The 17,048-nt window shown below is 56.5% G+C and carries 20 protein-coding genes and 2 pseudogenes; 13 read left to right on the forward strand and 9 right to left on the reverse strand.

Going from position 1 to position 17,048, the window contains the following annotated elements:
* Positions 1-15: 15 nt before the first annotated feature.
* Positions 16-1,188 (forward strand): multidrug effflux MFS transporter, encoded by a 1,173-nt coding sequence (locus tag ATN38_RS19670; protein WP_165638371.1) that lies wholly within the window; start codon positions 16-18, stop codon positions 1,186-1,188.
* On the opposite strand, the gene ATN38_RS19675 is transcribed toward ATN38_RS19670, so the two are convergent.
* The 4 genes and pseudogenes from ATN38_RS19675 to ATN38_RS19690 form a co-directional block, all read right to left on the reverse strand.
* Positions 1,185-1,955, reverse strand: coding sequence for a siderophore-interacting protein (locus ATN38_RS19675; protein ID WP_030535667.1), 771 nt, complete (start codon positions 1,953-1,955; stop codon positions 1,185-1,187). The two genes, ATN38_RS19670 and ATN38_RS19675, sit on opposite strands and share 4 nt — an antisense overlap.
* A gap of 293 nt (positions 1,956-2,248) precedes the next feature.
* The gene (locus ATN38_RS19680) at positions 2,249-2,608 is read right to left on the reverse strand and encodes an Lsr2 family protein (protein ID WP_003942721.1); all 360 of its coding nucleotides are present in this window, start codon (positions 2,606-2,608) and stop codon (positions 2,249-2,251) included.
* Positions 2,609-3,069: 461 nt separating this feature from the next.
* A complete protein-coding gene (dprA, locus tag ATN38_RS19685) occupies positions 3,070-4,197 on the reverse strand; it encodes a DNA-processing protein DprA (protein WP_003942814.1) in 1,128 nt (375 codons plus the stop codon).
* Positions 4,194-4,916 (reverse strand): annotated as a pseudogene (locus ATN38_RS19690) (ATP-binding protein); the annotation flags it as partial. The pseudogene ATN38_RS19690 and the gene dprA, both read right to left, overlap by 4 nt.
* 37 nt (positions 4,917-4,953) lie before the next feature.
* On the opposite strand from ATN38_RS19690, the gene ATN38_RS19695 reads away from it, so the two are divergent.
* From ATN38_RS19695 to ATN38_RS19750, 12 genes are all read left to right on the forward strand, one after another.
* Complete coding sequence (locus ATN38_RS19695) at positions 4,954-5,532, forward strand: recombinase family protein (protein WP_218748408.1); 579 nt, start codon at positions 4,954-4,956, stop codon at positions 5,530-5,532.
* 592 nt (positions 5,533-6,124) lie between these two features.
* A complete protein-coding gene (locus tag ATN38_RS19700) occupies positions 6,125-6,364 on the forward strand; it encodes a hypothetical protein (RefSeq protein ID WP_030537810.1) in 240 nt (79 codons plus the stop codon).
* Positions 6,364-6,579 carry a helix-turn-helix domain-containing protein gene (locus tag ATN38_RS19705; RefSeq protein ID WP_218748410.1) on the forward strand — a complete coding sequence of 72 codons (216 nt, stop codon included), beginning with the start codon at positions 6,364-6,366 and terminating at the stop codon, positions 6,577-6,579. Before ATN38_RS19700 ends, ATN38_RS19705 begins: the two co-directional genes overlap by 1 nt.
* Positions 6,576-6,980, forward strand: coding sequence for a hypothetical protein (locus tag ATN38_RS19710; RefSeq protein ID WP_218748412.1), 405 nt, complete (start codon positions 6,576-6,578; stop codon positions 6,978-6,980). The genes ATN38_RS19705 and ATN38_RS19710 overlap by 4 nt, the downstream gene beginning before the upstream one ends.
* A 28-nt stretch (positions 6,981-7,008) precedes the next feature.
* The gene (locus tag ATN38_RS19715; protein WP_218748413.1) at positions 7,009-7,902 is read left to right on the forward strand and encodes a toll/interleukin-1 receptor domain-containing protein; all 894 of its coding nucleotides are present in this window, start codon (positions 7,009-7,011) and stop codon (positions 7,900-7,902) included.
* Positions 7,903-7,931: 29 nt separating this feature from the next.
* Positions 7,932-8,711, forward strand: coding sequence for an antirestriction protein ArdA (locus tag ATN38_RS19720; protein ID WP_218748414.1), 780 nt, complete (start codon positions 7,932-7,934; stop codon positions 8,709-8,711).
* Between the two features lie 1,460 nt (positions 8,712-10,171).
* Positions 10,172-10,399 (forward strand): hypothetical protein, encoded by a 228-nt coding sequence (locus tag ATN38_RS19725; protein ID WP_030537804.1) that lies wholly within the window; start codon positions 10,172-10,174, stop codon positions 10,397-10,399.
* Entirely contained in the window at positions 10,396-10,899 is a 504-nt protein-coding gene (locus ATN38_RS19730; protein ID WP_218748416.1) for a hypothetical protein, read from the forward strand. The genes ATN38_RS19725 and ATN38_RS19730 overlap by 4 nt, the downstream gene beginning before the upstream one ends.
* On the forward strand, positions 10,896-11,162 hold the full coding sequence (locus tag ATN38_RS19735; RefSeq protein ID WP_218748417.1) for a hypothetical protein: 267 nt from the start codon (positions 10,896-10,898) through the stop codon (positions 11,160-11,162). The genes ATN38_RS19730 and ATN38_RS19735 overlap by 4 nt, the downstream gene beginning before the upstream one ends.
* Before the next feature lie 144 nt (positions 11,163-11,306).
* Positions 11,307-11,528: a hypothetical protein gene (locus ATN38_RS19740; protein ID WP_218748418.1), complete on the forward strand. Its 222-nt coding sequence runs from the start codon at positions 11,307-11,309 to the stop codon at positions 11,526-11,528.
* A gap of 182 nt (positions 11,529-11,710) precedes the next feature.
* Complete coding sequence (locus tag ATN38_RS19745; protein ID WP_218748419.1) at positions 11,711-12,298, forward strand: hypothetical protein; 588 nt, start codon at positions 11,711-11,713, stop codon at positions 12,296-12,298.
* A gap of 76 nt (positions 12,299-12,374) precedes the next feature.
* The gene (locus tag ATN38_RS19750; protein ID WP_256932005.1) at positions 12,375-12,872 is read left to right on the forward strand and encodes a DUF3846 domain-containing protein; all 498 of its coding nucleotides are present in this window, start codon (positions 12,375-12,377) and stop codon (positions 12,870-12,872) included.
* Between the two features lie 45 nt (positions 12,873-12,917).
* Here ATN38_RS19750 and ATN38_RS19755 read toward each other — a convergent pair whose 3' ends face one another.
* From ATN38_RS19755 to ATN38_RS19775, 5 genes and pseudogenes are all read right to left on the reverse strand, one after another.
* The gene (locus ATN38_RS19755; RefSeq protein WP_218748421.1) at positions 12,918-13,766 is read right to left on the reverse strand and encodes a deaminase; all 849 of its coding nucleotides are present in this window, start codon (positions 13,764-13,766) and stop codon (positions 12,918-12,920) included.
* 358 nt (positions 13,767-14,124) lie between these two features.
* A complete protein-coding gene (locus ATN38_RS19760) occupies positions 14,125-14,433 on the reverse strand; it encodes a hypothetical protein (protein ID WP_065455570.1) in 309 nt (102 codons plus the stop codon).
* Positions 14,434-14,675: 242 nt separating this feature from the next.
* Complete coding sequence (locus ATN38_RS19765) at positions 14,676-15,614, reverse strand: restriction endonuclease (protein WP_218748422.1); 939 nt, start codon at positions 15,612-15,614, stop codon at positions 14,676-14,678.
* 133 nt (positions 15,615-15,747) lie between these two features.
* Positions 15,748-16,671 (reverse strand): annotated as a pseudogene (locus ATN38_RS19770) (YifB family Mg chelatase-like AAA ATPase); the annotation flags it as partial.
* Positions 16,671-17,027, reverse strand: coding sequence for a YraN family protein (locus tag ATN38_RS19775; RefSeq protein ID WP_041815868.1), 357 nt, complete (start codon positions 17,025-17,027; stop codon positions 16,671-16,673). The gene ATN38_RS19775 and the pseudogene ATN38_RS19770, both read right to left, overlap by 1 nt.
* Between the last annotated feature and the right edge of the window lie 21 nt (positions 17,028-17,048).

Below are 17,048 nucleotides of genomic sequence, written 5' to 3' on the forward strand. Positions count from 1 at the left end.
GCAATTCCTCTGAAGATGTTGTGCGTACTGGCACTGATTTCCGCAATCGCTCCACTGTCTATCGACATGTACCTGCCCGGCCTACCGTTGATGGCGGATGCACTCGACACTACTGCCGCCAGCGTTCAACTCACGCTGACCACCTTCATGGCAGGCCTCGGAATCGGCCAGCTGATCATCGGTCCGATCTCCGACGGACTTGGCAGGCGACGAATACTGCTGGCCGCGACAATCATCACGGCACTGAGCGGCGCGGCATGCGCGGTGGCGCCGAACATCGAGTTTCTCATCGGTGCACGACTCGTCCAGGGCTTGAGTGGAGGCGCTGCCATCGTTCTTGCCCGCGCTTGTATTGCCGACCGAGCGCGCGGCGACGACGCAGCGAAGCTCTTCAGCATCATGATGATCATCGGCGGTATCGCTCCCGTCGTCGCGCCACTGATCGGCGGCGCACTTCTCGGCCCCGTCGGATGGCGCGGAATCTTCTGGGTCCTGGCTGTCGCGGGCGCCGTGATGGTGGCTGGTGTCGTTTTGCTCGTTCCCGAGACACTTCCGCCCGAGCGACGCCACGGCGGCGGATTGAAGGCCCTGATCTCGAATCTGCGATACGTGGTCCGCAATCGGCACTACCTCGGATATGCGCTCGCATTCGTCTTCGGATTCGGCGCCCTGTTCGCCTACATCTCCGCGTCACCGTTCGTCGTTCAGAACGTTCTCGGGCTGAGTCCGTCACAATTCTCGATCGTGTTCGCAGTGAACGCCACCGGAATGGTCACGGCAGCGATGATCACCACTCGCCTGCTCGGTCGCGTCGGAGCACGCACGCTGCTGCGTTTCGGCGTGTGCCTACTCCTCATGGGCGGCGCCGTATTGTTCTGCACCAGCGTGGTTTTCAGTTCCACGAATACCTGGTTGATCTTGGTCCCACTGTTGGTGGCAATTTCGAGCATCGGGTTCATCATGGGCAATGCGACCGCTCTCGCCCAAGGAGAGGTCACCAACGCGGCCGGGACCGGTTCAGCGCTGATGGGAGCGGGCCAGTTCGGCTTGGCGGCGCTGGTTTCGCCGTTGGTGGGAATTGCGGGAGAAGACACGGCAGTTCCGATGGCAATCGCAATTCCCACCTTCGGAGTTCTCGCGGCCGTTGCGCTCGTGTTGCTGACTCGCGGCACGGCCGCCGCGAGTTAGTTTTCGGCCGCAGCGAGTTCGGACTTCCAGACCCGGAAGCCCTCTTCGGTGCGACCACGACGCCAATAGCCGGAAATAGAAGCGGCCGACGCCGGGACATTTCGTTCCTTGCGAATGTACGGCCGGAGGTTGTGCATGACGGCTTGCGCTTCACCGTGAATGAACACGTGCGGTTCGCCCGGCAACCACTCGAGCGCCTTGACCGCGGCGACAACCGGAGCGTTGTCGCCCGCCAATTCTTCGCCGACCGCGTCGGACGATGCCCCGCGATGCAGCCAGGTCACGGCAATACCTTCTGGGGCATCGAGCGCGATTTCGTCTTCCGGTCCCCCGACTTCGACGACGGCGTAGCCGACCGCATTCGGCGCCAATCGCGCTATCGACGCGGAAATAGCGGGTATTGCGGTCTCGTCTCCGACGAAGAGATACCAATCAGCGGTTGGTGACGGCAAAAACGCGCCACCGGGTCCCCGCAGAGTAATCTCAGCGCCCGGCTGAACTGACGCGGCCCACGGACCTGCGACACCCATGTCGCCGTGGACGACAAAATCGATTGCAATCTCTTTGGCATCAAGATCGTACGAACGAATCGTGTAGGTGCGCAGTGTCGGCTGATCAGGAGTGCCGAATTCGATCTTTACATAGGAATCGCTGTATTCGCTGGGAGTGAACGACTCGAAGCCTGGTCCCCCGAGAAACACTCGTACCATATGGGGGGTCAATTGTTCGGTCCGCAGAACCGTCAATGCAGTTGTCGGCTTGGCCACAGAAAGATCCTTCCGAAAGTTAGTGTTACCTAACTAATGTACACGACTATTGCAGCACGAGGGCGAAATACCTCGCCGGCGACTCCACATAGCGCTCTGTCGACCTTTGTGCACAGCGAAAGAAACCGACCAATCTGCTGGGTAAATTCGGCGCTGTTTAGACGAATTATCTGATCTGCTTCACACGGACGACCTGTCGGACAAAGCTGTCCGAGAACTCGGCAAAGCAACAGTAAAATACACCTCTGGCTCCCGGCGAGTTCGCCGAGAGCCAGAGGTGTATTTAATTCAATCTAGTGTGCAGCGTCGAAAGCGTCGATGATTTCCGCTTTGATACGCCCACGCGGAGCAACTTCGTAACCGTTCTTACCTGCCCAGTCACGGATGGCCTGGAGCGTCTCCTTGGAGCGTCCGGAACCTGATGTGGCCTGTGGAGATGCAGCCTGAGCCTTCTTGCCGCGCTTCCCGCTCACCTTCGCAGCAGCCTCGACGAACGGCTTCACCGCAGCGTCGAACTTCTCTGCATTGGTGGCGCGCAGATCGATCACGTAATCCGTTCCCTGGTAAGAGAACTCAATTCGATCACCGAATCCATCGTCAATCGGCTTACCATCAAGGTCGTCGATGAGTTGCCGAATCAGCTTCTCAGCCATTGCACTCCTCTTTCAATGATCGATTCAATTCTCCTTCACAATACACAGATAGAGCGTTGATGAACAAAAGAAGTTCGAAAGCCTTCACCGTTTCCGAACAGACTCAATGGTCCGAATTAGCAGCGGGTTAGCGGCATTGCCTCGACCGAACACGACCCTGAAAATTCTGCACATTCATCCCTCGGATGCCGGGTGTCAATCAATACCCGCCGTCATCGTGATCCAGACTAATCGGACTTCCATGCACATTGACCTGAGGCTTTCCTGAGACCCGTCGAACTTGCGGGTCGGGTCGGCGAAACGCATCGAGAATTACATTGCACACAGTCGAGCAAATTCGTGAAAAATAGCCCTGACGTGCCATTTCCGATGCGCTGCGGGTATTGACGATTCACGGTCTTCGCAAACGATTAGTGAGCATCGCCACGCATGGTCTGACGGGCGCAGAAGTAGTTCACGTACTACCGCGTCCGAAACCAACCACTGGAATCAGAACTTGCAAATCCCTCCAGTTCGAGCAGAGGAAGAGTGGCACGAACCTGAGCTATGAGCAATCCCGATTCCTCGGACAACTCACGCGTACTGCGAGACCCCGTTCCCGGCAATGCTTCGTATACCAATCGAGAATTGCCTCGCAATGCGTCGATGTCACGCGTCGCGGCTGCATCCTCCGCGGAATCCCCGACTCCAAATGGGCCTGACGCTTCGACTACATCCACGGCATTGGAAACGAGTTGCGCTTCACCTTCGCGGATCATCCGGTGACATCCGGTCGACGATGCCGAGGTAACCGGTCCGGGCACCGCCATCACGGGACGGCCTAGTTTTCGAGCCCAATTGGCGGTATTGCGTGCACCACTGCGCCAACCCGCCTCGACCACCACTACTCCGTCCGACAACGCAGCTACCAGTCGATTCCTTGCCAGAAACCGGAACTTTGCAGGTGTTGTGCCCGGCGGATATTCACTTATCACTGCACCCGAACTCGCTATCTGTTTGAGTAGTCGCGCATGCCCTGACGGATACGCCCGGTCCACCCCACAGGCCAAGACAGCCAGTGTGTTTCCACCTACGCCCAATGCAGCGCGGTGCGCGGCCCCGTCGATACCGAAGGCCGCCCCGGAAATCACGGTCCATCCGTCGACAGCGAGGTCACCGGCAATCTCTGCCGTCACGTGTTCGCCGTACGCAGTAGATGCCCGCGTGCCCACAATTCCAACCGATCTCTCGGTCAGATCAACCAAATCCCCGGACCCCAACACCCACAACACAAATGGTGCCGTCTCACCCCCGGAGGGATCGAGTCCGTCAAAGGAAAGCATTCGCCACGCCGGCCAATCGGCGCAGTTCGGTGTTACGAGTCTGCCACCCATCGCCTCCATCAGGTCGAGGTCTCGTTGGGCTGTGTCGATGTGAGCGCGGGCTCGCGTCTTCTCCTCGATTGCGGGTGGCAGATCGCCGTTGCGAACCGCCCTCGCAGTTTCTTCGACCCCGAGCTCGCCGATCAACATGGACATATATGCGCTAGGGCCCTGCACGACGCGGGACAGATATGCCCAAGCGAGTAGTCGTGGATCGTGTGCAGTCATTGGAATCCCCTGTCTCGAAAGTCGAGTGCGGTGACAACTTGGTCTGGTCCGGGCATCGGCTCACCTGCCAGATCGGCGACACTCCAGGCAACCCGCAACGCTCGGTCCGCCCCACGAGCAGTGATGACACCTTTACGCAGCGCCCGTTCCACCGGCGCCAGCGCTGCACGCGAGAGTCTGAACTTCTGTCTCAACGCCGGCCCTGGTACCTCCGCGTTGGTCCGCCACCCGTACTCACTCCACCGCTGGGCTGCAGTGTCTCGAGCTGCCGCCACGCGCGCACGAACATCGCTGGTGCTTTCCCCCACTTCGTCGATCAGCGCTCCGGTCGCAACCGCCTGCATCCGGACCCTGATGTCGACTCGGTCCAAGAGCGGGCCAGACAATTTCCCCAGGTAACGGCGACGCGCCGCGGGTGCGCAGACGCAGTCCGCATCTCGCGGCGGCGCGCATGGGCACGGATTCGCGGCCAGTATCAGCTGGAACCGCGCCGGGTACCGAGCAACTCCGTCCCGCCGGGCGATTCGCACTTCCCCGTCTTCGAGTGGTGTGCGTAGCGCTTCGAGCACCTTCACCCCGATCTCGGCACATTCGTCGAGAAACAGCACGCCGCGATGGGCGCGGCTGACCGCACCAGGACGAGCCATCCCACTACCACCACCCACCAGCGAACTGACCGACGAACTGTGATGCGGCGCAATGAAAGGCGGCATATCGATNCACACGAATCACTACAAAGCCAAATAGAGGAGGCCTATGCCAAGAGTTATCGCCTATGTGCGAGTCAGCACCAACAAGCAAGACGTGGAGAACCAACTCAGCGGCATACGCATCTTTGCCGAGCGAGAACGAATCGAGATCACTGAGACTGTCGGCGAGACGATCAGTGGTTACAAGAGCACCCTCACCGAACGAAAGTTAAGCGAAGTACTCGAAGGGCTTGAACGCGGCGACATGCTCGTCGTGAGCGAGACCAGTCGTATCTCGCGTCGGCTTTTGGACGTACAGAACACGATCCATGACCTACTCGATCGTGGCATCGGTGTCGTCGCGGTCAAAGAGAACATCGTCTTCAAGGACGACATCAACTCCAAGGTGCTCGCGTTCGCGTTCGGACTGTCTGCTGAGATCGAGCGCAATCTCATCTCGGCACGAACACGGGAAGCGTTGGCACGCAAAAAAGCTGAAGGCATGATCCTGGGCCGGCCAATTGGTTCGGGCAAGGTCGAAAACCTCAAGCTGTATGGCAAAGACGAGCAGATCCTCGAACTTCAGCTGAAACGAGTCTCCAAGTCGGCAATCGCCCGCATGTTTGACGTAACCGCGAAACATTGAATCGCTACATCAAACGTCAAAATTTGGACCGGGAATTGCTGTGGAGACGCCACAACAAAACCACCAATTAGTAGATATATGCAAGATCTGCTGGACGTGGTTGCGACATCAAATCGCAGCGAAAGTCAATGGGAAACTTATCCACAGGTAGCAGCACATTGAAATCGAAAATCGTCAAGTGAACAACTTTTCTCTTGACAAACCGCTGGCATTGCTGGCCGTCGAGCGTAACTAACTATCCAAGCGAAATCGCGATGTTAGTTGCTATACACCCGCTCGTCGTCCAGCTGTGTCAGCGAATACACAACTTAATAAGGAGAACCATTATGAGATTCAGACACGATCAAATCGCACCATCCGGCAAGCGCCAGTACTGGATTGCGTTGGGCCGCGTTGACATTGAACTACTACTGGGCGAAGCAACCAACGCACTCGCCCACACACCAGACGTTGCGGCACTCCACGAAGTACGTGGACGTCTGCGTGGCATCAAGAGGGGTCTGTCAGATGCACTGGCTGTCGCCAAAGCAAACGGCGATGAAGGCGATCGCCTCCCCTGGGTTGAACGAAAACCCCAGCGAGGGAGCAACTGATGGAACGCTTCCCCTCCCCCGAAGAACCCGAGCGCTACAAGATCAACACCGCTCAAGAGGAAGCACTACGCAACCTCTGCCACCGCTACGGCGTGGAGTACCGAGCTGACGACTACTACGTCTACCCACCAGATGCAGCAATGTGTCCAGGCTATGCCGAGGGTTGGGTTGGCGGTTACGTAGATGGTGAGTCACGGCTGTACGTCGGGGTGTCACCAGACGGACGGGTCAACTCGTAATGGCTACCAAGGAAACTCACACAGCCAAGATCCTCAAACTGCTCAAGACCAAGGGCAAGGTCAGCAACCTTGAACTCCGCAAGGTCGCGTGGCGCTACCCCGCTCGCGTCCTCGATCTGAAGCACGAAGGTCACCTGATCCGCAGTGTCCACGACAAGGGACCGCTGTGGTTCTACATCTACGACGGCGAACAGGACGACGGAGTGGTGGTATGACCGACTACCTCGAGTTCACCACCATAATCACCCCTTCAATCGAGCGTCGGAAGCTGGACGTTGGCGACATCTTCATCAACCAGGTACGGCACACCAAGTGCGGGTGGATCATCCGTAGCAAGAACCGACACGACTGGGTTACCTGCAAGTGCGGCGAACTCAGCCTGGATGGCGGCAGCTGGTACCAGGCAAATGAACGGGGACATCACGAATGCAGAGAACCACGCCGTGATGTACAACGAGCTTCACGGGGCAGCAGCATGAATCTTCTCCCCTACTTGATCCCCGCACTCAAGCTAGCCGGCCGATGGATCGCGATGTTCCTGGTAACCGCCGTGATCATCGTTGGAACCCTCTACCTGTCGCTGTTCATCGTTCCAGTGCTGATCTGGCACACGTAGGGACTGGTCGGATTGGTACTGTTCCGGCATGGCAGACGACGATCTCAAGATCTTTATTAGCTGGTCCGGCGACCTAGCAAAGTCCATCGCACGCGTATGGCATGACCTGCTACTTGAGATGTTCGACCGCGCCACACCGTGGGTCTCTGATCTCGACATCGAGGCCGGTGCACGTCCACTTGACGACATCAAGCGGGAGCTAGACGGAACGTCCTTCGGGATTATCGTCGTGACTCCCGAAAACCAGAACGCTCCGTGGCTCAACTTCGAGGCAGGCGCGCTCTCAAAGGCCCTGTCTGACGCGACCACTCGCGTGATGCCCAGTCTGGTCAACTTCACGTCTCCGTCACAGGTGACTAGCCCCTTGAAGCAGTTTCAAGGCAATCTGCTGAACCAAGAGGGCGTCATGAAGATCCTGAAGACAATCGCGAAGGGAGTCGATGCTGACTGGTCAACTAAAGAAAGAACCTTCAATCGAGCGTGGTCGCCCGAGTACGAACAGCGATTCAACGACTGCATCGTCAATGCCCTGAATCCAGCCAAGCCGTCAACCCGTACATCCGAAGAGATGCTTGACGAGGTACTGACCATCGTCCGTGAGATTCAGCGAGACATTCCGCCGAAACCCGTCAACGGTCCACGATTCGCGAAGGCTGACTGGGCTATTGGGCCGCGCACCAAGGGGGACGCGGACTCTTACATCCTCGGCGTCCTCAATGAGTCGGGGATCAAGCCCACCCAGATGATGTGGCTAGGGATGGTCGATGGAATCGACACATACGAAGTGGGCATGAGCGACACCTACAACAGGAAGCACAGAAGAATCCTGGACGACCTTGTTGCCCGACTCAGGAAGGAGGGGCTGAATATCTCCTATCACTTCTTGCCTACACAGTCAGACGACGCCACTCATAGCAAATAGCTCAACCAACGAAAACCTAAGGAGGTGATATGAATGAAAAACTAAACCAGCCCAACCCTGAACACTGGTCAGATGAACAACTCATCGACCACGAAATAGCAAGCGCCACATCAGAAGAACGCTCAATTGGAGACGCTGGCGCACGCGTGATCGCCTCGCAATGGCATGGCGGTCAGGCGAGCGCCCTCTACAGCCTCACCAGTACTGGAGCTATCGATCTACCCCAGGTAGTCGCTGAGATCAACGAGTCTTGGGCCAACGCAGACACCGACTACAACCGCGAACACCTCGAAGCCCTCGGCGCGTACGTCATGGCTCGTGAGTCACATGATCCCGTCGAAGGATGGTCGAAGCAGTGGCTCACTCCCCCAGATGAATCAGCTGAACAAGATGACTTTTGCCCCGCCTGTCGCGCCCACATATCCGCCCCTCACTCCGTAGGTTGCCCACTCGGTGAAGAAGATCCCGAGCTACTTGAACGGGTTGAACAGGCTGTCACAACTAAGGGAATCGCAGTCGCACACTGGCTTGAGTACGTCGGCTTCCGGAACGGCGAAGAGCTAGAAGCGGCGATCAACATGTTCGAGGACCACTACCTGGGTCACTTCGAGAGCATCGAGGCATACGCAGCCGACTACCTGAACGAGAGCGGACTCGAAGCTCAGCTGGATCAGTTGAGGCAGTACCTACCCGAAGACATGAGACAACACGCCAAGTGGGATGAGGCAAGTATCGCGCACGACTTCGCCCTGAACACCATCCACTCTGTTGAAGACGACGACGGCCATCTGTACCTGTTCACCAAGTAGCGAGTTATCCACAACCACAACGCATTTCGTGACATTTCGCTATTGCAAAAGAAGACGGTTTGGCTCATAGTTATTCGCAGAGGGGAACACCAAAGCAATGAATACAGAACGCGAAATCGTGAACATCAATCTCGAGTACGAGCACGCCGATGACACACCGTTTCTACGGTTGATCGGCCAGTACAAGACAAAGCGCCGAGCACGTGAGGCTCGCAAAGACAAGGAGACGATATTATCGCGCTCACAGTCTTTCATCTCACGAAAGCGTTCACTGCGATAGTGAGACCCAGAAGGTAGCAAGGTTGCCCGCAAAACCCCGTCTCGAACGGTAAGGCCGCGTCTGATTAGGACGGCAACCAAGCACCACACTTAGCCGCACAGCGAGGGCGGCCGAGATGCACCTTTACAGAATTAGAGCATTGAGCGTAGTAGTGCCGGTAGTGAAACAACTGACTCTAGGAGACGATACAACAGGAGAGGCAAAGCTGGCGGCCTACAAACCGCTATATGGAGTGTTCAAAATCGCACACATACTAGTTAGCGAAGCCATAACCGTGCACGGCGGAGGGTAATTGCTACTAGCACCATGCGCTCAATACAGTTCATGCAGTTAGATGGGCGCATCAGAAAATAATTAGAGCATTAGATTGCGATTTTTTACAACTACCTGGTGCGCTTCAATGGGCATACAAGTAGCTCAAGTTGGTAGCAGCAGTCGCGTTTATCCGGGAGGAAAGGTGCGGTTTCGAGTACCGCCTTGTATGCACAACATGGACTATGTAAGTAACTGAGGGCGCTGTCGAAACGAATAGATATAAAACTCGGACTTATTTCGACAGGAACGAGCGGTTGAAGGCATTTGACCGAGTATCTAGGGTAGCGCCCTCAGTTGCTTACATAGACCACTGTTAGTAGTAGGGCAGCCAAAAGAGTGATCTGCGGCGGAGTGAGGCTTTCGAGCTGATCCGGACTAGGGCCACTACTACTAGCAGCCTTTTAACCGCATGAACCACTTCCACTTCCCGGCATATTCATCGTGTGCTGGGAAGTGGGCGCATGAACCCACAGCTCGTGCGCTCTACTGGTTAGGGTTTAGGTGAGACGGTCGCGCCGATTAATAAGGCGCAAGTGAGTCCACGTCGTGAGACCTCCTTCCGCGAGGCCCAGCTCACCCCCTGACCCCAAGTCGCTGATCTCTGCACCTGGATCAGCACTTCGTACCTGTCACGAGTTCCCACAATTCATTTGGCTTCAAAGTTTGCCCTCCAGCTTCTCTGAAGTTTCCTGCCCGTGGAACGTAATCCGCTTGCATGACGGCTAGTACGTGGACTCATGACGGGTATCGAGTTGCTCCATCGAGGTTCTGTTGAAGCCCACCCTCAACAGGACGCTTGATTACTCGATGGCGCAACCAGATCGACTGTCACACAACTAAATAACAACTGAACAAGGAATCATCCATGGCACACAACGGACCTGAATCACTGCCAAACCAACCGTGCATCGACCATCTAGCCGACACGGTGGATCTACGGGCAGACATCGCCAAGCTCGCACTCATACTCGCGTTCGAGGACACCTTCAGCGAGGTAGACGAGCGCCTGATTACACGGGAAGAAGCTCTTGTACGCATGGAGGCATTGGCTCCGCACATCTTGCACGGTGCTTACCGGGGAGGTGCTGCATGAGCAAACTGACTGTGGACATCAACGAAGAAACAGCCCTGTTCATCAAGAGCATCGCCCATGAACTGAGCACACAGAACAACCGTCATACCGATACTCCAATCTTCCGCATCTACGAAGAGCAGAAGGTCGAGCGTCGCGACGGATGCGGCGACCATACTGAACGACTTGATTATGAAGGCGCACATGAACACTGGTGTGAACCGTGCAAGCGGATCTGGGAAGAGTTTGATTGGAACGATGACAAGTTGCCAGCACTTGGCGAAGACGATTGCTACTGCGACGGTCTTGCTGATGCGCATTGGACCTACGACATCGAACTACTACCGGCGGTTGGTGGGTATGACGGCGTAGCTTTCCTTACCGAAAAGGCCGCACAAGAATACCTTGAATCCAACAGCTACCACTTCACCAAAGGGGTTGTGTACGCGGAGAGTGCGTTCAGGAATCACGAGTTGAAACCGATCATTGCAGCGTTGCAAGAGATTGGAAGCCAGCTATGAACGAACAACCGCCAAAACCATCCCGCATAGAAACCGAGATCGCTGCCAAGTTCGTAGGTATCCCGAACGCTCAACTCATCCGCAAGATGGAGCACGCCCAAGACTTCGGTTACGACGACGAAGAGTTTGAACTTAACCGCAGACTGCGCCTTGGCGGCCTCGCATGGCGATGGAGCGGGGACTTCTACCGACCAACGGTCGAGGTGTATCGGCCGGAAGATGTTGAAACGCAACCAGACACACCAGGGGTGAGCAGTGAGTAAGAACATCCATCTCAAGCAATGGAAGGCGTCCGGCCGTCGAGAACCTTGTTGCAAGATGGATGACGGCGCATACGGATTCAAGAAACGAAACAGGAAGCTGAGGCACCTGGTCAAACACAAACTCAACAGAATGAAAGAGGTGATATGAGTGAACTACACACAGCAGAAACAGCAGCAGAACAACTAGGCATCCCCCGCGAAGCCTTTTACGAGGATCAGTCACCTGACGCCCTGATCGAGTTGAGAGCGAACCTTCTACTTGAAGCTCAACGCAACCTTGATGCAGCGTACGAGATCACAGACGTACTCGTAGCCTTCGAGATCGAGCCGAAGTCACGTAAGAAGCGTGTACGGGCGGTCGAGTAAATGAACTGGCACAACTTCTTCCTAGCGCTGTGTCTTCTTACATGTCTACCAATGGTTGCCGTTGCATTTCATGTGGTTGTATCGAACGCCAGCGGCAGCCGAACGGGTAGGTTCGCTAAGCATCTGCTCTTTGCACTCATGATCACGTTCTTGACTAGCGGAACGCTCGCAGCGGGGTTGTCATGAGCCTCGCCAGCGAAAAGGGCAAGTCTCTCGAAGAGCACATCGCCAAGACCCTCCGTAAGAAGCTAGGCGCAAGAGTCCAGCGGGACAAGCGAAGTGGTGCAGGTTCGCATCAGAAGATGGATCTGACTGACTACTTCCAAGACACCCCATTCTCAATCGAAGCAAAAAATCACAAGTCCATCGCGATTAAAGAGTGGATGCGACAGACAAAGGCCGGCACGAGTCCTGGTCGAATCCCTACACTCGTGTTCAACGCAGACGATGACGTACTCGCCTGCATCCCGTTCGATGACCTGGTTAACCTCGCAGTTCAGATCCGAGACCTCACTGCTGAGATCGATGATCTGAGATCTCCGATCCCCGCAAGTCGACTCACCTACCTTGGCGACCAGAACGACAACGGCAGTAAAGAACTCGTGGTGGAGCCGAACCCGTCAAACGCATTGTCCGAACTGACAAAGCGCATCGCTATATCCGGTGTAGCCACTTGCCGTAACGGTCACATCGTCTCGCCTGGCTCTAACCGTTGTCTCGACAAGCACTGCGCATTCAGCTCGACCTACAAGAAGCCCAAGGTCAAATAGTAGCGCCGCTCGCGGTGCTTGTCCTGATCTCAGCCGAGATCAGGTAGGCCCCACGATCAAGAAGGACGTGAGCACGATGGGTTCAATCCAATGCCTCATCATTCCTGCAGACCTCGATGTACTGGTACAGACGATGGAACTTGAACAAGGCGACATCAAGACTATGCAAGGCATCGTTGATGGACGTTTCCAAGTACTCGAACTCGAAGCTCAGAAGGCATCGATGTTCGTGAACGAGGAGGGGAAGAACATCGGCCTCAAAATGAACCAGAGAGCGACGATGCTGCTCTGGCTGTCGGATAGTGTCTGGCGATTCCAAGATGTCGTGGCAGGCAACGTGTTCATCATCGGACCACCTGACGATGAAGGCGACTCCACATCCGTTCCGCAAGAGTTGGTGGATCTGCTGTTCAGTACCGAGAAGTACAAGGGCGAGGTCACCACCCTCAACGACGAGGACTCCTGGAGCAGCAACAACCTGGAGTTCCCTGACTACTGGGAAGCCGCACATAGCGTGCTGGAACTGGCTTCACGGTGGCAGCTCGTCAAGGAAGCTCGTGTCGTTGCAGCTTAGATCGTGGGAGTAAGACCCCGGCTCATTGCGAGCCGGGGCATTTCATCACTCGCCAGGTGCTGGAAGCGCTCGCTTACGTCGGATCTCGTAGTCAAATCTCACCTCTGTGTGGGTCGCCCCCCGATTTTGACACTTGACGTCAACGATCTTGACCATCAAATACCCGCCATCGACACGTATCGCGCCAATCGCCCCGACCGAGATGTCTCGAGTGTAATTACTCCAGTCATAGGCTCCGGGGTCATCAACCTCGGCAAACTCCCTCGCATGCTTCAGCGCCGCGACGTTCCCGGCGTGATCGATGATGTAAACCGAGTCATCGCCGCACTCGCTGGTTCGCAGTGAGAACTTCAAATCTTCATGCTGAATTCGAAAACGTCCGCCATTCTGCGTGAAGTCATAGTGAGCACTTCCACGCTCTCCGATCGCCACGCGGTACTGGTCAATGAACTCCGCATTGTCAGTGCTGATCGCGTCACGGAAGTCCTCGTCAAAGTCTGTCAGCTTGATCCCGGCTTCATTCAGCAGCTTCCAGCCTTCTCTGTAGATCTCAGGATTGGGATCATAGATTCCGACGCATACCTCGGACACCCCGGCCTCCATCAGATGCGAAGCACAAGGGCGTTTCGGCTCGTTGCGGCGCGAACACGGCTCCAGTGTCGAGTAAACAGTGGCACCAACAACGTCGATGCCCTCTGACTTGAGTCGATCAAGCAGTCCGAACTCGGCGTGACGGCCCTCGCCTGTTTCACCTCGGAACGATTCGCCAAGAACTTCACCGTCGCGGACAATCACGACACCAACTACCGGCTTCTTGACGTCCTCCGAAATGCTCTTCTTACCCAACTCAACTGCACGACGCATGAAGGCGCGCCTCTGTGTGTACTCGTTCACCCGTAGTCCTTCCAATTCGCTGTCGGTCAGTCTATGAAGACCTAGCGACGAAGAATCCTTCGCACTTCGTCTAGGCGAAAGATCAGCTCAGTAGCACCCTCGTCTTTTAGTGCAGCCAGCAAGATTTTCGTGAAGTCAGGTTCATCGTCGTAGCATCCAGCGTGCAGGTGGGCTATGAAATCTTCCGAGTACGGCGGTTCATACTCGATCGGCGGGATCTCGTCATTTGTCAAAGCACTCCTTGGTCGGGATCGATACTGTGGAAAATCCCCCACCTCAGCGCATGTTCTGCAGCTGACGTGGGGGATGATTTAGTTCTGTAGTCGGGACAGTGAGTCAGCCGTTTCCGGCGAGCGGGTCAGTCAGCATTCGGACGATAACCCTTGCGACGACCACGAAGCTGATCGAATGTCGTCAACTTCTCCGCAGGAACCAACTTTGCGAACTCGACAGCAGTGGCGAACACGTCCTGCGAAGTCCCATTTGCAAACCGAAGTTCGAGACTCACGAGGTTTCCCACTGTCTTGAGCGCCTTCAGCTCTTCCTGCGAGGCGTCGAACTGACGAGCCTCTTCGTGCTCGGGATGTCGAACGACGACGTTGACCACCTGGTCATCATCGAGCTCGATACCCGTAAGGTCAGATACGCGAACGCTTCTGAAACCCATTGCTCTCACCAACTTTCAAACTAGATGCGACACAACGACTTTTGCCATTGCGATACTTCTAGTTAGACATAGTTGAATCTTTAAGTAAATAGGGAAATGTGAGACAATAGAGGTACATGAAAGACGGATTTGATCTCGCTACCTATCTTGCGAAATCCACACAGGCTAGTGGGGTTCCATTGAAAGTGGTGCATCAGCCGACGCTCTTGAGAATCGCCCGTCTAATCCACGCCAAGTAGCTGTCACAAGATTTCGCGGCGCTTCAATGACCGGAGAATGCCGCGCAGCAGGAACGCAAACGGAGAAGCCATGACTAGAAGAACCACGGTGACCATCGCTGCCTCACCATAGGGGCCTCCTTGAAACCATCCCGTGGCAGCTCCACCTGCGAATATGAAAAGCACAAACGACAGAACCACAACCAGAAACCACAAGAAAACGACTGTGACAGCGGATGTGGGGATCTTGCCACGCGACCGAATCTCGTTCTGCCGGTGCAGCTCCACCATCCTTTTGTTGTACTCGTGTATTCGTCGTTGCGCCTGTGCGGCTTCCGTCTCGCGGCGCTTCGCCTCTCGCTTTTCCTGCGCTGCTAGCTCGGATTCAATCTGAGCACGCTGGGCCGCAAATACGTCAGTTGGTGGTGGAGGGGTCGCATGAGCGTGCGGAGGACTAGCCGAGCGGCGCTTCCGTTCCTCTTCCTCGGTCCTGCGTTGCTGCTCCGCCTCACGCTTTTCCTGCGCTGCCTTGACACGCTCACGTTCAGCGTCGGCGCGCTTTTGATCAGCCAGCCTTCTGCGTTCCGCTTCCTCGCTTCGAAGCCGATGAACAAACGCCGTTGCAATGCGGTTTGCTGGTGTCACGACACCGTTGGGGTCGTAGGTGAACAACTTCACGTCGGTTTCGTCCGCGTACTGAACCGCGCCTTTTGAGAAACCGCCAGCAGCGAAGAAAAAGAGCTGAAGATGATGCTTAGTGCCACGAGCACCATAGAGCTTCTGAACCTCGGGACGACCAGCCTGTGCGCTCTTCCACTTCACTTCGGCTATGGCACGCGATGAGCGAACATCAACGCCGCCGTCTGCTCCAATGGGCGTCGCTTGAGCATCACCAAACCCAAATTCACGCATACGCGCGGCTGCATTGATCTCAGCCTCTCGTGCGCTGGCAATGAACGCCATCTAACTCCCCTATCGTCACAGGGAATCATAAGGTTCGGGCATTCGCGATTCTCCTCAGGCCCGACCCAACACCTGGCGCTGAAGAGTCGTCCTATGAAAGTATTAGAGATTAGGCATTGTGGGGTGGCGTCCGATCTTTCGCGTCGTCGAGAAACAGCACGCCGCGATGGGCGCGGCTGACCGCACCAGGACGAGCCATCCCACTACCACCACCCACCAGCGAACTGACCGACGAACTGTGATGCGGCGCAATGAAAGGCGGCATATCGATCAACGGCCGATCCTCCGGCAACACCCCCGCCACCGAATGAATCGCCGTCACCTCCAACGACTCCCCCTCCGTCAACGGCGGAAGAATCCCCGGAAGCCTCTGCGCCAACATCGTTTTCCCGATCCCCGGCGGACCCGTCAACATCAAATGATGCGCACCCGCCGCCGCAACCTCGATCGCCCACCGAGCATCCGTCTGCCCGACAACCTCACTCAAATCCCGCACCGCCACCACACCAGCACTCTCGAAAACATCAGGAACAGCCAGCGCCAACTCACCACGCAACCACCCGATCACCGCAGACAGATCGTCAGCACCCAGCACTTCGATCCCCTTCACCAAGCCCGCCTCAGCCAACGCCCGAGCCGGAACCACCACAGTCCCCCACCCCGCCCGCTTCGCCGCAAGCACCGCAGGCAACACACCACGCACCGTCCGCAAACGACCGTCGAGCGCCAACTCCCCCAAAAACACAGTCTCCCGCAACAACTTCCGCGGCAACTTCTTCGCCGCATCGAGAACCGACAACGACAAAGCCAAATCGTAAACACTGCCCACCTTCGGCAACGTCGCCGGCGACAACGCCAAAATCACCTTGCTGTCCGGCCACTCCTCACCAGAATTGGTCACCGCGGCCCGAATCCGATCACGCGACTCGTGCAACGCCGTATCAGGCAGCCCCACCAAATGCACCGCAGGCAACCCGCGCCCGATATCCGCCTCGATCTCCACGATCTGCCCGTCCACGCCACTGACCGCAACAGAATGCGCCCGCCCCAACGCCATCAGAACGCATCCACAAAATGCTCGACCGAAGGCACACCGTCCCGGCCGATCAACACCGCCACCACATCAAAACGCACCCTCGACCACGACCGACCCGAATCAGTGAGCCACTGCATCGCCAACACCCGAATCCGACGCTGCTTCGCGAACGTCACCGACTCCGCCGGACTCCCGTACCCGACACCCGACCGAGTCTTCACCTCCACGAACACAATCCGATCACCGGAAGTCGCAACAACATCCAACTCGCCGTACCGACAACGCCAATTCCGCTCGACAATCTCCAAACCCGCATCGACCAGGAACTCGACAGCCACATCCTCGCCCCGAGCCCCCAACGCCATATTCCTCGCCATCACAGCCCCCACCACTCACAC

Source organism: Rhodococcus sp. FH8 (genome assembly GCF_019266085.1).
Taxonomy (GTDB): domain Bacteria; phylum Actinomycetota; class Actinomycetes; order Mycobacteriales; family Mycobacteriaceae; genus Rhodococcus_F; species Rhodococcus_F qingshengii.

Excerpts from the sequence above, each read along its gene's own strand:
- ATN38_RS19740 (WP_218748418.1), top strand. The coding sequence starts at position 11,307 with ATGAGTGAACTACACACAGCAGAAACAGCAGCAGAACAACTAGGCATC.
- ATN38_RS19745 (WP_218748419.1), top strand. The coding sequence starts at position 11,711 with ATGAGCCTCGCCAGCGAAAAGGGCAAGTCTCTCGAAGAGCACATCGCC.
- ATN38_RS19695 (WP_218748408.1), top strand. The coding sequence starts at position 4,954 with ATGCCAAGAGTTATCGCCTATGTGCGAGTCAGCACCAACAAGCAAGAC.
- ATN38_RS19680 (WP_003942721.1), bottom strand. The coding sequence starts at position 2,608 with ATGGCTGAGAAGCTGATTCGGCAACTCATCGACGACCTTGATGGTAAG.
- ATN38_RS19700 (WP_030537810.1), top strand. The coding sequence starts at position 6,125 with ATGGAACGCTTCCCCTCCCCCGAAGAACCCGAGCGCTACAAGATCAAC.
- dprA (WP_003942814.1), bottom strand. The coding sequence starts at position 4,197 with ATGACTGCACACGATCCACGACTACTCGCTTGGGCATATCTGTCCCGC.
- ATN38_RS19705 (WP_218748410.1), top strand. The coding sequence starts at position 6,364 with ATGGCTACCAAGGAAACTCACACAGCCAAGATCCTCAAACTGCTCAAG.
- ATN38_RS19735 (WP_218748417.1), top strand. The coding sequence starts at position 10,896 with ATGAACGAACAACCGCCAAAACCATCCCGCATAGAAACCGAGATCGCT.
- ATN38_RS19730 (WP_218748416.1), top strand. The coding sequence starts at position 10,396 with ATGAGCAAACTGACTGTGGACATCAACGAAGAAACAGCCCTGTTCATC.
- ATN38_RS19710 (WP_218748412.1), top strand. The coding sequence starts at position 6,576 with ATGACCGACTACCTCGAGTTCACCACCATAATCACCCCTTCAATCGAG.
- ATN38_RS19760 (WP_065455570.1), bottom strand. The coding sequence starts at position 14,433 with ATGGGTTTCAGAAGCGTTCGCGTATCTGACCTTACGGGTATCGAGCTC.
- ATN38_RS19670 (WP_165638371.1), top strand. The coding sequence starts at position 16 with ATGTTGTGCGTACTGGCACTGATTTCCGCAATCGCTCCACTGTCTATC.
- ATN38_RS19725 (WP_030537804.1), top strand. The coding sequence starts at position 10,172 with ATGGCACACAACGGACCTGAATCACTGCCAAACCAACCGTGCATCGAC.
- ATN38_RS19765 (WP_218748422.1), bottom strand. The coding sequence starts at position 15,614 with ATGGCGTTCATTGCCAGCGCACGAGAGGCTGAGATCAATGCAGCCGCG.
- ATN38_RS19720 (WP_218748414.1), top strand. The coding sequence starts at position 7,932 with ATGAATGAAAAACTAAACCAGCCCAACCCTGAACACTGGTCAGATGAA.
- ATN38_RS19775 (WP_041815868.1), bottom strand. The coding sequence starts at position 17,027 with ATGGCGAGGAATATGGCGTTGGGGGCTCGGGGCGAGGATGTGGCTGTC.
- ATN38_RS19715 (WP_218748413.1), top strand. The coding sequence starts at position 7,009 with ATGGCAGACGACGATCTCAAGATCTTTATTAGCTGGTCCGGCGACCTA.
- ATN38_RS19750 (WP_256932005.1), top strand. The coding sequence starts at position 12,375 with ATGGGTTCAATCCAATGCCTCATCATTCCTGCAGACCTCGATGTACTG.